Origin of the sequence: Streptomyces sp. NBC_00572 (assembly GCF_026341815.1) — a bacterium.
Lineage (GTDB): Bacteria > Actinomycetota > Actinomycetes > Streptomycetales > Streptomycetaceae > Streptomyces.
Map to the genome: position 1 here is coordinate 5,412,871 of NZ_JAPENX010000001.1, position 13,509 is coordinate 5,426,379.

The 13,509-nt window shown below is 71.4% G+C and carries 15 protein-coding genes; 12 read left to right on the plus strand and 3 right to left on the minus strand.

The window, feature by feature from the left end; all coding sequences use genetic code 11:
- Window positions 1-10 precede the first annotated feature (10 nt).
- A complete protein-coding gene (locus OG514_RS24885) occupies window positions 11-364 on the plus strand; it encodes a hypothetical protein (RefSeq protein ID WP_266898385.1) in 354 nt (117 codons plus the stop codon).
- Window positions 365-381: 17 nt separating this feature from the next.
- Here the strand turns inward: OG514_RS24885 and OG514_RS24890 are convergent, their stop codons facing one another.
- Window positions 382-603 (minus strand): hypothetical protein, encoded by a 222-nt coding sequence (locus OG514_RS24890; protein WP_055602027.1) that lies wholly within the window; start codon window positions 601-603, stop codon window positions 382-384.
- A gap of 146 nt (window positions 604-749) precedes the next feature.
- Between OG514_RS24890 and OG514_RS24895 the strand changes: the two genes are divergently transcribed.
- From OG514_RS24895 to OG514_RS24905, 3 genes are read left to right on the plus strand one after another with little or no spacing between them, the layout of a single operon-like run.
- Entirely contained in the window at window positions 750-1,964 is a 1,215-nt protein-coding gene (locus OG514_RS24895; RefSeq protein ID WP_266898391.1) for a sensor histidine kinase, read from the plus strand.
- Window positions 1,961-2,635: a response regulator transcription factor gene (locus OG514_RS24900; protein ID WP_266898393.1), complete on the plus strand. Its 675-nt coding sequence runs from the start codon at window positions 1,961-1,963 to the stop codon at window positions 2,633-2,635. Before OG514_RS24895 ends, OG514_RS24900 begins: the two co-directional genes overlap by 4 nt.
- 37 nt (window positions 2,636-2,672) lie before the next feature.
- On the plus strand, window positions 2,673-3,851 hold the full coding sequence (locus tag OG514_RS24905) for a cytochrome P450 (RefSeq protein ID WP_266898395.1): 1,179 nt from the start codon (window positions 2,673-2,675) through the stop codon (window positions 3,849-3,851).
- Between the two features lie 48 nt (window positions 3,852-3,899).
- Here the strand turns inward: OG514_RS24905 and OG514_RS24910 are convergent, their stop codons facing one another.
- Window positions 3,900-4,898 (minus strand): Gfo/Idh/MocA family oxidoreductase, encoded by a 999-nt coding sequence (locus tag OG514_RS24910; protein WP_266898397.1) that lies wholly within the window; start codon window positions 4,896-4,898, stop codon window positions 3,900-3,902.
- 139 nt (window positions 4,899-5,037) lie between these two features.
- Here OG514_RS24910 and OG514_RS24915 point away from each other — a divergent pair, with 139 nt between their 5' ends.
- From OG514_RS24915 to OG514_RS24940, 6 genes are all read left to right on the plus strand, one after another.
- A complete protein-coding gene (locus OG514_RS24915) occupies window positions 5,038-5,757 on the plus strand; it encodes a GntR family transcriptional regulator (protein WP_266900951.1) in 720 nt (239 codons plus the stop codon).
- A 123-nt stretch (window positions 5,758-5,880) separates the two neighbouring features.
- Window positions 5,881-6,900 (plus strand): sugar ABC transporter substrate-binding protein, encoded by a 1,020-nt coding sequence (locus OG514_RS24920; protein WP_266898399.1) that lies wholly within the window; start codon window positions 5,881-5,883, stop codon window positions 6,898-6,900.
- Window positions 6,897-7,967, plus strand: a complete 1,071-nt coding sequence (locus OG514_RS24925) for an ABC transporter permease (protein WP_266898401.1) — start codon at window positions 6,897-6,899, stop codon at window positions 7,965-7,967. Before OG514_RS24920 ends, OG514_RS24925 begins: the two co-directional genes overlap by 4 nt.
- Window positions 7,964-8,770 (plus strand): ATP-binding cassette domain-containing protein, encoded by an 807-nt coding sequence (locus OG514_RS24930; RefSeq protein WP_266898402.1) that lies wholly within the window; start codon window positions 7,964-7,966, stop codon window positions 8,768-8,770. Before OG514_RS24925 ends, OG514_RS24930 begins: the two co-directional genes overlap by 4 nt.
- Window positions 8,771-8,826: 56 nt before the next feature.
- Window positions 8,827-10,002 carry an ROK family glucokinase gene (locus tag OG514_RS24935; protein WP_266898404.1) on the plus strand — a complete coding sequence of 392 codons (1,176 nt, stop codon included), beginning with the start codon at window positions 8,827-8,829 and terminating at the stop codon, window positions 10,000-10,002.
- Complete coding sequence (locus OG514_RS24940; protein WP_266898406.1) at window positions 9,999-10,577, plus strand: hypothetical protein; 579 nt, start codon at window positions 9,999-10,001, stop codon at window positions 10,575-10,577. The genes OG514_RS24935 and OG514_RS24940 overlap by 4 nt, the downstream gene beginning before the upstream one ends.
- Window positions 10,578-10,614: 37 nt before the next feature.
- On the opposite strand, the gene OG514_RS24945 is transcribed toward OG514_RS24940, so the two are convergent.
- Window positions 10,615-11,055, minus strand: a complete 441-nt coding sequence (locus OG514_RS24945; protein WP_266898408.1) for a MarR family winged helix-turn-helix transcriptional regulator — start codon at window positions 11,053-11,055, stop codon at window positions 10,615-10,617.
- A gap of 170 nt (window positions 11,056-11,225) precedes the next feature.
- Between OG514_RS24945 and OG514_RS24950 the strand changes: the two genes are divergently transcribed.
- On the plus strand, window positions 11,226-12,767 hold the full coding sequence (locus tag OG514_RS24950) for an MFS transporter (protein WP_266898410.1): 1,542 nt from the start codon (window positions 11,226-11,228) through the stop codon (window positions 12,765-12,767).
- Between the two features lie 435 nt (window positions 12,768-13,202).
- Entirely contained in the window at window positions 13,203-13,421 is a 219-nt protein-coding gene (locus OG514_RS24955) for a hypothetical protein (protein ID WP_266898412.1), read from the plus strand.
- Window positions 13,422-13,509: the final 88 nt, after the last annotated feature.

Below are 13,509 nucleotides of genomic sequence, written 5' to 3' on the forward strand. Positions count from 1 at the left end.
TTCTTCGATCATGCGTTCACTTGCTTACGACACCGCCTTCCGCGCCCGCGCCCGACGTACCCAGGGCTGGGGCCTCGGCCTGCTGACCCTGGCCGCCCTGCTCTGGGTCTGGTTCGGCGTCCTCCTCCTCACGCCGTACGAGCCGGCCGACAGCAGCAACACCTGCCCCGCGCTGCTCACCAGCGAGTACCTCCACGACAAGGCCTGCGAAGAGTCCCGCGACTGGCCCGAACTCGTGGGCGTCATCGGTGCCTCCGTCCCCCTCGCGGTGATCGGCGCCGTCCTCTACACCAGCGGCTCGGTCTCCCACCGGATGGCCGAGCACCTTGCCGAGGTGAACCGCCTCGAATCCGCGAGCGCCTGACCCCGGGAAGGGACCCGTCAGGACTTCGCCACCCGGTCCGACACGATCATGAGGACCAGGCCGAGCACCGCGATCACGATGTTGGTGAACAGCTCCCGGCCCTCCAGGAACCACACGTTCTCGGTGAGGAACCGGGTCACGCCGAGGAGCCGGAACCAGCCGTCCGTCAGCTCGCGCACCACCCCGGCCACACCGAAGAGGGCGAGCAGGAAACCGGCGACCTCCAGAAACTTCTTCATGAAGTGATCATGACGCGGCCGGGAGAGCGGCCGCGTCCGCCTCCGGTCCAGAGGCACCGCGACCGAAGTATCGACCTCCGCGACTTCGGTAGCGGCCCCACCGCCGATGCCCCGCACGGCGCCCCCGGCTGCGTACATTTGCCGACATGACTCGTACGGACCGGCAGCGCTGGCTGCTCCCCTCCCACCTGGTCGAACCGGGCGGGAACGGGGCGGCGCGGCCCCGCCGTACCGTCCGCGACTGGATCGTGGACACCTCGCTCTTCCTCCTCGCGGCCTTCGTCGGCCTCATCGCCGCCGACACCAGCGCGCAGTACACCAGCGGGGCCGTCACCCTCGTCGACCAACTCCTGGGCGCCGCCGCCTGCTGCGCCCTCTGGCTGCGCCGCCGCTGGCCCGCCGGGCTCGCCATCGGCCTCTCGCTGCTCAACATCGTGGCCCCGGTCGCCGCCGGCGCCCTCCTCGCGAGCCTGTTCAGCGTCGCCGTACGCAAGCCCTTCCGCGAGGTCGCCGCGATCGGCGCGCTCGCCGTCGCCGCCTCCACCGCGCAGGCGTTCATCCGGCCCGACCCCACCACCCACACCGGGCTCTCCATCGCCCTCGGTTTCATCCTCATCCTGCTCGTCACCGCCTGGGGCATGCTCGTCCGCTCCCGCCGCCAGCTCGTCGAGGCCCTCAGAGAACGCGCCCGCCGCGCCGAGGCCGAAGCCGAGCTGCGCGCCGCCCAGGCCCAGCGGCTCGCCCGTGAGGCCATCGCCCGCGAGATGCACGACGTCCTCGCCCACCGGCTCACCCTGCTCAGCGTGCACGCCGGAGCCCTGGAGTTCCGGCCCGACGCCCCGCCCGAGCAGGTCGCCCGCGCCGCCGGGGTCATCCGTGACAGCGCCCACGAAGCGCTCCAGGACCTCCGCGAGATCATCGGCGTCCTGCGCGCACCCGGCGAGAACGGCGAAGGCGGCGACCGGCCGCAGCCCACCCTCGTCACCCTCGACGCGCTGATCGAGGAGTCCCGCGAGGCCGGGGCGGACGTCGTCCTCGACACCACCGTGGACGAACCGGCCGCCGTGCCCGCCGCCACCGGCCGTACGGTCTACCGCATCGCCCAGGAGGGCCTCACCAACGCCCGCAAGCACGCCCCCGGCACCACGGTCACCGTCACCGTGCGCGGGCGTCCCGGCGAGGGCCTCACCGTCGACATCCACAATCCGGCGCCCGCCGGACCGGTCCCGCACGTCCCCGGCTCGGGCCAGGGTCTCATCGGGCTCACCGAGCGCACGGCCCTCGCCGGCGGCCGGATGGAACACGGACCGGCCCCCGACGGCGGATTCTCGCTCCATGCATGGCTACCGTGGCCCCCATGACCATCCGGCTGCTCATCGTCGACGACGACCCCCTGGTCCGCGCGGGCCTCGCCTTCATGCTCGGCGGTGCCGAGGACCTGGAGATCGTCGGCGAGGGCGCCGACGGCCGCGAGGTCCCCGAACTCGTCGCCCGGTACGCCCCCGACGTCGTCCTCATGGACATCCGCATGCCCCACGTGGACGGGCTCACCGCCACCGAGCGGCTGCGCGCCGCCGGGCCCGGCGCGCCCGAGGTCGTCGTCCTCACCACCTTCCACGCCGACGAGCAGGTGCTGCGCGCCCTGCGGGCGGGCGCCGCGGGCTTCGTCCTCAAGGACACCCCGCCCGCCGAGATCGTCGCCGCCGTCCGCCGGGTCGCCGCAGGGGACCCGGTGCTCTCCCCGGCCGTCACCCGCCAGCTCATGACCCATGTCGCCGAACAGCCGGAGCAGTCCCCGCGCACCGCGGCCGCCGGACGTCTCACCGAACTCGCCGACCGCGAGCGGGAGGTGGCCGTCGCCGTGGGCCGAGGCCTCTCCAACGCCGAGATCGCCGCCGAGCTGTACATGAGCGTGCCGACGGTCAAGACCCATGTCTCGCGGGTACTCGCCAAACTCGGTCTCAACAACCGCGTCCAGATCGCCCTCCTCGTCCACGACGCCGGTCTTCTGGACGAAGACGGCCGGAACTGATCGTTTGGGGCCCGGAACGGTCGGCTAGTCTGCGTTGATGTCCGTCATCGAACTGGGGGAGTACGGCGCGGACTTCACCGCGAACCCGTACCCCTACTACGCCAAGTTCCGCGAGGCCGGCCCCGTCCACGAGGTGCGGATGCCCGACGGCTTCCAGTTCTGGCTGGTCGTCGGCCACGAGGAGGGCCGCGCGGCGTTCGCCGACCCCCGGCTCGCGAAGTCCCCGCACGTGATCGGTGTACGGGCGCCGGAGGAGGACATCATCGGCGTCCACCTCCTCTCGGCCGACGCGCCCGACCACACCCGGCTGCGCCGCCTGGTCACGGGCGAGTTCACCGGCCGCCGGGTGGAAGCCCTGCGGCCCCGCATCGAGCGGCTCACCGCAGACCTCGTCGACGCGATGGAACCGGCCGGTCGGGCCGACCTCGTCGACGCCTTCGCGTACCCGCTGCCGATCACCGTCATCTGCGAGCTCCTCGGGGTCCCCTCGGCGGACCGCGACACCTTCCGCCGCTGGTCGACGGAGCTGGTCACCCCCACCGGCGACGAGAGCTTCACCCGGAGCATGGTGGACTTCGGCGCCTACCTCGACGCGCTCATCGAGGACAAACGGGCCGCGGGCCCCACCGACGACCTGCTCTCCGGTCTGATCGCCGCCCGCGCCGAGGACGGCGACCGGCTCTCCGGTCCCGAACTCCGGGCCATGGCCTATCTGCTGCTCATCGCCGGCCACGAGACCACCGTCAACCTGATCGCCAACACCGTCCGCAACCTGCTCACCCATCCCGACCAGCTCGCGGCCCTGCGCGCCCACCCGAGCCTCCTGGACGGGACGATCGAGGAGTCCCTGCGGTACGACGGGCCGGTGGAGACCAGCACCTTCCGTTTCAGCCGGGAGCCCGTCACCCTGGGCGGCACCGAGATCCCGGCAGGTCAGAGCGTTCTCGTCGCCATCGGGGCGCTCGACCGCGACCCGGCCCGCTTCCCCGACCCCGACCGCTTCGACATCCGCCGGGACACCAAGGGTCATCTGGCGTTCGGGCACGGCATCCACTACTGCCTGGGCGCCCCGCTCGCCCGGCTCGAAGGCCGGATCGCGCTCCGGACCCTCCTCGACCGCTTCCCGAACCTGGAACTCGACCCCGAGGGCGAGCCCTGGGAATGGCTCCCCGGCCTCCTCATGCGCGGAGTCCGGCACCTCCCGGTCCGGTGGTGACCCCGGTGGGCCGCTGAACGGATGTCCCGTCGACCGGGCCGCGCTCGCCTAGCCGATGTCGTCCACCCGCACCGGACGCCGCTCCTGCCGCGAGCGCTCGCACGCCTCGGCGATCCGGAGCGCCGCCAGGGCCTCCCGGCCGTCGCAGGGGTTGGGCGCCTCGCCGCGCACCACGCGTACGAAGGCGTCGAGCTCGGCCTCGTACGCGGGGGCGAACCGCTCCAGGAAGCCGGTCCAGGGTTTCCCCGGCGGGGCCGGAGCCCAGGGTTCCACCGAGGCGAGCGGGGTGCGGTCGTCCAGGCCCACCGCGATCTGGTCCCGGTCGCCCGCCAGCTCCATGCGGACGTCGTACCCGGCGCCGTTGCAGCGGGTCGCGGTCGCCGTGACCAGAGTGCCGTCGTCCAGGGTGAGCAGCGCGGCGGCCGTGGACAGGTCACCGGCCGCACGGAACATCGCCGGTCCGGCGTCCGAACCCGTCGCGTACACCTCCACCACCTCCCGCCCGGTCACCCAGCGGACGATGTCGAAGTCGTGCACCAGACAGTCGCGGAAGAGACCGCCGGAGAGCGGCAGGTACGCGGCCGGCGGCGGCTCCGGGTCGGAGGTCGCCGCCCGTACGGTGTGCAGCCGGCCGAGCCGACCCGAGCGCACCGCCTCGCGCGCCGCCCGGTATCCCGCGTCGAAGCGCCGCATGAAGCCGAGCTGGAGCTCCGTACCGGCTTCCGCCACCGCCGTGAGCGCGGCGGTCGTTCCCGGCACGTCCAGGGAGATCGGCTTCTCGCAGAAGGCCGGGAGCCCCGCGCCCGCGGCGCGGGCGATCAGCTCGGCGTGCGCGGCCGTCGCGGAGGCGATCACCACGGCGTCCAGGGCGTGCGCGAACAGCGCGGTGACGTCCGGCGCGGCCTCCGCCCCGAGCGCTCCCGCGACCCCGGCGGCCCGGACGGCGTCCGCGTCCGCCACGACCAGCGACTCGACCTCCGGGTGGCGGGCCAGCACCCCCGCGTGGAAGCTCCCGATCCGTCCCGTACCGATGAGTCCGATGCGCATGGCCCCACCGTGGAGCTGTCCGTCCCCGGTGTCAAGGATTTGTCAGGACAACCGGACGTCACGACTTCCCGTCATCAGCGCACCGGGCTACGCTCCCCCCGTGTCCAAGCAGTCAGGCTCCGCCCTGCCCCCGCTCTCCGTGGACCGCACCAGCCCGGTCCCGCTCTACTTCCAGCTGGCCCAGCAGCTGGAGAGCGCCGTGGAGAACGGGACGCTGACCCCGGGCACCCTCCTCGGCAACGAGATCGACCTCGCCACCCGCCTCGGCCTCTCCCGCCCCACCGTCCGCCAGGCCATCCAGAGCCTCGTCGACAAGGGCCTCCTGGTCCGCCGCCGGGGCGTCGGCACCCAGGTCGTGCACAGCACGGTCCGCCGCCCGCTGGAACTGAGCAGCCTCTACGACGATCTCGACGCCGCCGGACAGGTCCCCGCCACCCGGGTCCTGGTCAACCGCCTCGAACCCGCCACCGGCCAGGTCGCCGCGGCCCTCCGCGTACCCGAGGGGAGCGAGGTCCTCTACCTCGAACGGCTCCGTACCGCACACGGCGAGCCCATGGCGTACCTGCGCAACCACCTCCCCGCCGGACTCGTCGACCCGGACACCGCCCGTCTGGAGGCCACCGGCCTCTACCGGATGCTCCGCTCCGCCGCGCTCACCCTGCACAGCGCCCGCCAGGCCGTCGGCGCCCGCGCCGCGACCGCCGCCGAGGCGGCCCTGCTCGACGAGCGGGAGGGTGCCCCGCTGCTGACGATGGAGCGCGTCACCTTCGACGACACCGGCCGCGCCGTCGAGTACGGCTCCCACCTCTACCGGGCCGCCCGCTACTCCTTCGAGTTCCAGCTGATGGTCCGTCCGTAGGCCGTACCCCACCGGCGGGAAGGGCCGGACACAGGCCCCCTGACAAGTGCCACGACCCGCATGACCGATACTGCAATGCACGACTGCAATGCACGCAAAGGACACATAGGAGGGCACGGCCTCGTGACCAGGCTTCGGACAGGAGGGGTACGGGCCGCAGTCGGCGCCGTGCTCGCGCTCGCGCTCACCGGGGCGCTCGCCGGGTGCAGCAGCACCGGCGGAAAGCGGGCGGAGGACGCCCGCAAGGCCGCCGAGGCCCAGGGCAGGGCGGCCGTCGACACCCCCCGCTGGACCTTCGCCATGGTGACCCACTCGGGTGACGGCGACACCTTCTGGGACATCGTCCAGAAGGGCGCCAAGCAGGCCGCCGTCAAGGACAACATCAACTTCCTCTACGCCCACAGCGACGAGGCCCAGCAGCAGGCGCAGCTGATCGACTCGTACGTCGCCAAGGGCGTCGACGGTCTGATCGTCACGCTCGCGAAGCCCGACGCGATGAAGGCCGCCGTCGAGAAGGCCGTCAAGGCCGGCATCCCGGTGATCACCGTGAACTCGGGCGCCGAGCAGTCCAAGGCGTACGGGGCGCTCACCCACATCGGCCAGGACGAGGCCGTCGCGGGCGAGGCCGTCGGCGAGGAACTCGACAAGCGGGGCAAGAAGAAGGCGCTCTGCGTCCTGCACGAGCAGGGCAACGTCGGCCACGAGCAGCGCTGCGCCGGAACGAAGAAGACCTTCGGCGGCGAGCTGGTCAACCTCTACGTCGACGGCACCAACATGCCCGACGTGAAGGCGTCCATCGAGGCCAAGCTCCAGTCCGACAAGGACGTCGACGCCGTCGTCACCCTCGGCGCCCCCTTCGCCGATGCCGCCGTCCAGGCCGCCAAGAGCGCCGGGAGCAAGGCCGAGGTCGACACCTTCGACCTCAACGCCAAGGTCGCGACCTCCCTCCAGGCCGGCACCCTCGGCTTCGCCGTCGACCAGCAGCCCTACCTCCAGGGCTACGAGGCCGTCGACCTGCTCTGGCTGTACCGCTACAACGCCAACGTCCTCGGCGGCGGCAAGCCGGTCCTCACCGGCCCGCAGATCATCACCAAGGACGACGCCGCCCAGCTCGTCGAGTACGCGGAGCGGGGCACCCGATGAGTTCCACCGCCCCGGCGTCCGGACCCTCGGGCCCCTCGGGCATCGACCACGTCGACGAGCGGCTGCTGCGCACCACCCCGCTGAAGAAGCTCCTCGCCCGCCCCGAGCTCGGCTCGGTCGTCGGCGCGATCGCCGTCTTCGTCTTCTTCTCGGTGGTCGCCGACAGCTTCCTGAACCCGTCCAGCCTGGGGACCGTGCTCTACGCGGCCTCCACCATCGGCATCATGGCCGTCCCCGTCGCGCTGCTCATGATCGGCGGCGAGTTCGACCTGTCCGCCGGCGTCCTGGTCACCAGCTCGGCCCTGATCTCGTCGATGTTCAGCTACCAGATGACGGCGAACGTCTGGGTCGGGGTCGGCGTCTCGCTGCTCGTCACGCTGGCGATCGGCGTCTTCAACGGCGTCATGCTGACCCGTACCAAGCTGCCCAGCTTCATCATCACGCTCGGCACCTTCCTCATGCTGACCGGCCTGAACCTGGGCCTCACCAAGCTCATCAGCGGCACCGTCTCCACCAAGACCATCGCCGACATGGAGGGCTTCTCCTCCGCCCGCAAGCTGTTCGCCTCGCAGCTGACCATCGGCGGCGTCGAGTTCAAGGTGACCATCCTGTGGTGGTTCGGCCTGGTCGCGCTCGCCACCTGGATCCTGCTCCGGACCCGCTTCGGCAACTGGATCTTCGCGGTCGGCGGCGGCGCCGACGCGGCCCGTGCGGTCGGCGTCCCCGTCTACCGGACGAAGATCGGCCTCTACATGGGCGTGGCGTTCTGCGCCTGGATCTCCGGCCAACACCTGCTCTTCTCCTTCGACGTCGTCCAGTCGGGCGAGGGCGTCGGCAACGAGCTGATCTACATCATCGCGGCCGTCATCGGCGGCTGTCTGATTACCGGCGGATACGGCTCCGCCATCGGCTCGGCCGTCGGCGCCCTCATCTTCGGCATGACCAGCAAGGGCATCGTGTACGCCGAGTGGAACCCGGACTGGTTCAAGTTCTTCCTGGGAGCGATGCTCCTCCTGGCGACCCTGCTGAACGCCTGGATCCGCAAGCGCGTGGAGGCCACCAAGTGACGACGGCCACGAAGACCGAGTCCGTTCCGCTCGTCGAGCTCGACGACGTCAGCAAGTACTACGGCAACATCCGCGCCCTCGAAGGGGTCTCCCTGGAGGTCCGCTCCGGCGAGATCTCCTGCGTCCTCGGCGACAACGGCGCCGGCAAGTCCACCCTCATCAAGATCGTCGCCGGGCTGCACCGGCACGACGCGGGCACCTTCCGCATCGAGGGCGAGGAGGTCACCCTCGCCAACCCGCGCGACGCCCTCGACCGGGGCATCGCCACCGTCTACCAGGACCTCGCCGTCGTCCCGCTCATGCCCGTCTGGCGGAACTTCTTCCTCGGCTCCGAGCCCACCAAGGGCTCCGGCCCGTTCAAGCGGCTCGACGTCGACCTGATGCGGACCACCACCCGCGAGGCGCTGCTCCGCATGGGCATCGACCTGCGCGACGTCGACCAGCCGATCGGCACCCTCTCCGGCGGCGAGCGCCAGTGCGTGGCCATCGCCCGTGCCGTCCACTTCGGCGCCAAGGTCCTCGTCCTCGACGAGCCGACCGCCGCGCTCGGCGTCAAGCAGTCCGGCGTCGTCCTGAAGTACGTGGCCGCCGCCCGCGACCAGGGACTCGGCGTGGTTCTCATCACCCACAACCCGCACCACGCCTATCTCGTCGGCGACCGGTTCGTCCTCCTCAAGCGCGGCGTGATGGCCGGCAGCCACACCAAGGGCTCCGTCACGCTCGACGAGTTGACCCGGCAGATGGCCGGCGGCACCGAGCTGGAGGACCTCCGCCACGAGCTGGAGCGGCCTTCCGGGCCGTAGCGGCGCCGCCCCGATGTGACGGCCCCTTGACACCCCACCTGGCAGAATCGGAGCCGATGAGTACCTACCGTGACCTCGCGCACCGGGGCTCCGCCCGCGGCACCGTGCTGCGGACCGTCGGCACCCGGGAGCGGCGCTCCCATCTGACGGCGCCCCGGGTGCCGACCGTCGGCATCGACATCGGCGGTACGAAGGTGATGGCCGGTGTCGTCGACGCCGACGGCAACATCCTGGAGAAGCTCCGCACGGAGACCCCGGACAAGTCCAAGAGCCCCAAGGTCGTCGAGGACACCATCGTCGAGCTGGTCCTGGACCTCTCCGACCGGCACGACGTGCACGCCGTCGGCATCGGGGCGGCGGGCTGGGTGGACGCCGAGCGCGCCACCGTGCTCTTCGCCCCGCACCTCGCCTGGCGCAACGAGCCCCTTCGGGACGCCCTCCAGGGCCGTCTCGCCGTCCCCGTCATGGTCGACAACGACGCCAACACCGCCGCCTGGGCGGAGTGGCGCTTCGGTGCCGGACGGGGCGAGGACCACCTCGTCATGATCACCCTCGGCACCGGCATCGGCGGCGCCATTCTGGAGGGCGGCCAGGTCAAGCGCGGCAAGTACGGGGTGGCCGGCGAGTTCGGCCACATGCAGGTCGTCCCCGGCGGTCACCGCTGCCCCTGCGGCAACCGCGGCTGCTGGGAGCAGTACAGCTCGGGCAACGCGCTGGTCCGCGAGGCCCGCGAGCTGGCCGCCGCCGACTCCCCGGTCGCGTACAACATCATCGAACGGGTCAAGGGGAACGTCCCGGAGATCACCGGGCCGCTCATCACCGAGCTGGCCCGCGAGGGCGACGCCATGTGCGTCGAGCTGCTCCAGGACATCGGCCAGTGGCTCGGCGTCGGCATCGCCAACCTGGCCGCCGCCCTCGACCCCTCCTGCTTCGTCATCGGCGGTGGTGTCTCGGCCGCCGACGACCTGCTCATCGGCCCCGCGAGGGACTCCTTCCGTCGCCACCTCACCGGCCGCGGCTACCGTCCCGAGGCCCGCATCACCCGCGCCCAGCTCGGCCCCGAGGCGGGCATGGTCGGCGCCGCCGACCTCGCCCGGCTCGTCGCCCGCCGCTTCCGCCGCGCCAACCGGCGCCGGTTGGAGCGGTACGAACGGTACGAGCGTTACGCCCAGGCCCTGCGCAACGGGACCTCGGGCCGGGCCGCCCGTACCCCCGAGGATCCGCCTTCATGACCCTGCCCCACCAGTCCACCCCGCCGCGCGACCCCCGGGGCAAGCTTCCCGAGGACCGTCGGCACATGATCCGCCGCCGCTGGATCACGGCCGTCATCATCGTGCTCCTGGTCGGCATCCCGGCCGGCTATCTCGTCATCTCCGCAGGTCAGAGCCGGGACAGCGGACGCGACAAGGAACGCGAGTCCTCGGCGGCCGGCCTCCAGGCCAACTGGCCGTCGCTGATGAAGCGCCGGGTCTTCGAGGTCCCCGTTCCCGGCGGGGCCTGGGGCGTCGCGTACTACGAGACCAGCAACTGGAAGACGAGCCGGCTGTACGTGCAGTTCACGACCACCGCGGCCGGCCTCGACGGCTTCCTCGCCGAGTCCGGGTCCGGTCGCGCGGAACTCACCCCGGGCCGGATCACCGTCGGCGAACGCGACGCCGACATCGCGGGCTGGACCTTCGCCGAGGGCATGAGCTGGGCCGGTACGACGGTGAAGCGCGAGGAACCGCGCCCGACGACCGACATCACGGTCGACCTCACCGACCCGGCGTTCCCCCGGGTGTACGCGGTCTCCGCGACGAGCCCCTGAGGTCTCCCCGGATTCCTCCGGGCCAGGTGTCCCCGGGTCAGGCGTTCTTCTCCATGCCCGGGCGCAGCCGGGCGAGCAGGGCGTAGAGCGTCGTGCTCTCGTCCTCGTCGAGGGTGTCGAGCGCCCCGCTGGTGGCCTGCATCTCCTCGCGGACGCGACGGATGATCTCGCGGCCCTCGTCGGTCGCCACGACGTTCTTGACGCGGCGGTCGGCGGGGTCGGGCTCGCGGCGGACCAGGGAGCGGGCCTCCAGGCGGTCGATGATCCCGGTGACGTTGGACGCGTCGCACACGAGCAGGGTGGCGAGGGCGCGCATCGGCAGTGGGCCGTTGAGCTGAGCGAGGACCTTCGCCTGTGTGGAGGTCAGTCCGTGGTGGGCCGCGGCGGCCGCGAAGTCGCGCCACTGGGCCGTGCCGATGGCGGCGAGGAGCTCCAGGAGCTGGAGCTTGGTGGGGGTCACGGGGGTCGTCGCGCTCATGGTTCGAGCGTACTCAGAACACTTGACATTATCAATTGTTTACTTGACCACATCAAGTATCGGGGTCTAACGTCGGCGAAGTACTTGATGACATCAAACATCGACGATCTGAAGCAGTGACGCTCCGAAGCGCCGACGTTGCCGAAGCACTGAAAAGGCCCTCCTCTGCCATGAGCCACGCCCCCACGACGTCCACCGCCGATCCCCGGCGCGAGACGGTCATCGTCTTCGCCCTGAGTCTCGCCGCCATGGTCGTCTCGATGATGCAGACCCTGCCGGTCCCGATCCTCGGCCTCATCCGGGCCGACCTCGGCACCTCGACCGCCAACGTGAGCTGGGTGACCACCGCCACGCTGCTCTCCGCCGCCGTCTTCACCCCGCTGCTCGGCCGCTTCGGCGACCAGCACGGCAAGAAGCCGACCCTCGTCGCCGTGCTCGGCGTCATGGTCGTCGGTTCCGTGGTCGCCGCCCTCGCGACCTCGCTGCCCCTGCTGATCCTCGGCCGTGTCCTCCAGGGCGCCGCCACCGCGATCTTCCCGCTCGCCCTGTCCGTGCTCCGCGAGGAGGTCAGGCCGCAGCGGCTGCCCGGCGCCATGTCGCTCGTCAGCGGCACCCTCGCGTTCGGCAGTGGCCTCGCGCTCGTCGCCACCGGCCTGCTCACCTCCGGCTCCGACGCCGACTACCGCAGCGCCTTCTGGATGGCCACCGGCTTCGCGGCGCTCGCCCTGCTCGCGGTCGTCTTCCTCGTCCCCGCGACCCGCCACAAGACGGGCGGCCGGACCGACTTCCTCGGCGCGCTGACCCTCGGCATCACGCTGCTGCTGCTCCTGCTGCCCATCTCGCAGGGCCACGAGTGGGGCTGGGCCTCGGCCCGTACGCTCGGCAGCTTCGCCGGTGCCGCCGTCATGGCGGTCGTCTGGGTCCTCGTGGAACGGAAGGTCCGCGAACCGCTCGTCGACATGAAGATGTTCGTGCACCGTCCCGTGCTCATGGCCAACCTGGCCGGCATCCTCGTCGGCTTCGGCATGTTCGCGAACTTCCTCGGTGTCTCCTACCTCGTCCAGATGCCCGAGGCCCTCACCGGCTACGGCTTCGACGCGTCCATCCTGCGCGCCTCCGTGGAGTTCCTGCTGCCCGGCGCGATCGTCTCGCTGCTCGCCTCCCCGATCGGCGGCCAGCTGGTCCGCCACCGCGGCCCCCGCGCGGCCCTCGCCCTGGCCGCCGGCCTCGGCGCCGTCGGCTTCGCCTGGCTCGCCCTCGACCACGGCCACACGGCCTCGGTGATCGGCGCGGGTGTCGTGGTCGGTGCCGCCGTGAGCTTCGGTTACGCGGCCATGCCGGCGGTCATCATGTCGAGCGTCCCGCACCACCAGAGCGGCATCGCGAACGGCATCAACTCCATCTCCCGCTCCACGGGCAGCGCGATCGGCAGCGCGGTCGTCACCACGATCCTCGCCTCGCAGACGATCGAGCACCTTCCGGCCGGGGTGCCGCCCCTGCCCGCCGAGTCCGGCTTCACCCTCACCTTCTGGATCGGCGCCACGGCCTTCGCCCTGGTCGCGGCGATCGCGGGGCTGGGTCTGCGCGGGCGGCAGACGCCCCGCACGACTCCGGCGACGGCCGACGACTCCGCCTCCGCTTCCGCCCCTGCCTCCGCTTCTGCCTCCGCCTCCCATTCGGAGGAGGCGACGGTGACGGTCGCGGCGTCCTAGGCGAGGCCCTCTTCGCCGGAGCGGCGCTCGGGTTCGGACGGCACCTGGTGTGCCGTCGCCGTCACCGAGCGTCGCTCCGGCGAATCTTCACATCGTGCGAGTGGAGGGGACGCCTCCCCTTGTGTCCTTCCTCGACCCGCCGGCCGTGCTCCCGCAGTTTGGGGCGTCTATGTCCCCTTCCGTTCCGCCAGGTCGACGGAGGGTCGATTTCTGTTACTCGATCCTGCGGAGAACCTGTGGCGATCTGCGGGCGATCTTCCAAGTGGATCGAAACGCCCTTCGTTTCGGTGATGAATTCGTGTGCCACGGCACGTCAACTCGGTTGGCCGGGCAACCCGTTCGCGTGCTTACATCTGCCCATCGCGGCCGCCGTCGGAACGGTGCTTGATTCCGGCCGGGGTAAAAACATTCACACGAATTGAAGGGTGCGCACACATGCGTAACGACATCGAGACCCGTGAGATCGCCGACGCCGAGCTGGACGCCGTCTCCGGCGGCCTCGCCATCACCGGTGGCCTCGCCGGCGCCGTGATCGGCGACGTCAGCACCGTCCTGGGCACCGTGACCTCCCTCCAGACGGTCCAGGGCGTCCAGGCCGTGCCGGGCGTCGTCACGGGCCTCGCCGGTGTCAACGTCGGTATCGCCGGTCTCTGAGCGGCATATCCGTGAACCCCGGAACGCTTTCCCGTTCCGGGGTTCACGGCTGCCCGTCACGCCCTTGGCCGACGGGTTTCGGCCGGTC

Coding starts and splice junctions, on each gene's coding strand:
- OG514_RS24905 (WP_266898395.1), top strand. CDS start 2,673: ATGTCCGTCATCGAACTGGGGGAGTACGGCGCGGACTTCACCGCGAAC.
- OG514_RS24895 (WP_266898391.1), top strand. CDS start 750: ATGACTCGTACGGACCGGCAGCGCTGGCTGCTCCCCTCCCACCTGGTC.
- OG514_RS24925 (WP_266898401.1), top strand. CDS start 6,897: ATGAGTTCCACCGCCCCGGCGTCCGGACCCTCGGGCCCCTCGGGCATC.
- OG514_RS24900 (WP_266898393.1), top strand. CDS start 1,961: ATGACCATCCGGCTGCTCATCGTCGACGACGACCCCCTGGTCCGCGCG.
- OG514_RS24935 (WP_266898404.1), top strand. CDS start 8,827: ATGAGTACCTACCGTGACCTCGCGCACCGGGGCTCCGCCCGCGGCACC.
- OG514_RS24910 (WP_266898397.1), bottom strand. CDS start 4,898: ATGCGCATCGGACTCATCGGTACGGGACGGATCGGGAGCTTCCACGCG.
- OG514_RS24885 (WP_266898385.1), top strand. CDS start 11: ATGCGTTCACTTGCTTACGACACCGCCTTCCGCGCCCGCGCCCGACGT.
- OG514_RS24940 (WP_266898406.1), top strand. CDS start 9,999: ATGACCCTGCCCCACCAGTCCACCCCGCCGCGCGACCCCCGGGGCAAG.
- OG514_RS24950 (WP_266898410.1), top strand. CDS start 11,226: ATGAGCCACGCCCCCACGACGTCCACCGCCGATCCCCGGCGCGAGACG.
- OG514_RS24890 (WP_055602027.1), bottom strand. CDS start 603: ATGAAGAAGTTTCTGGAGGTCGCCGGTTTCCTGCTCGCCCTCTTCGGT.
- OG514_RS24955 (WP_266898412.1), top strand. CDS start 13,203: ATGCGTAACGACATCGAGACCCGTGAGATCGCCGACGCCGAGCTGGAC.
- OG514_RS24945 (WP_266898408.1), bottom strand. CDS start 11,055: ATGAGCGCGACGACCCCCGTGACCCCCACCAAGCTCCAGCTCCTGGAG.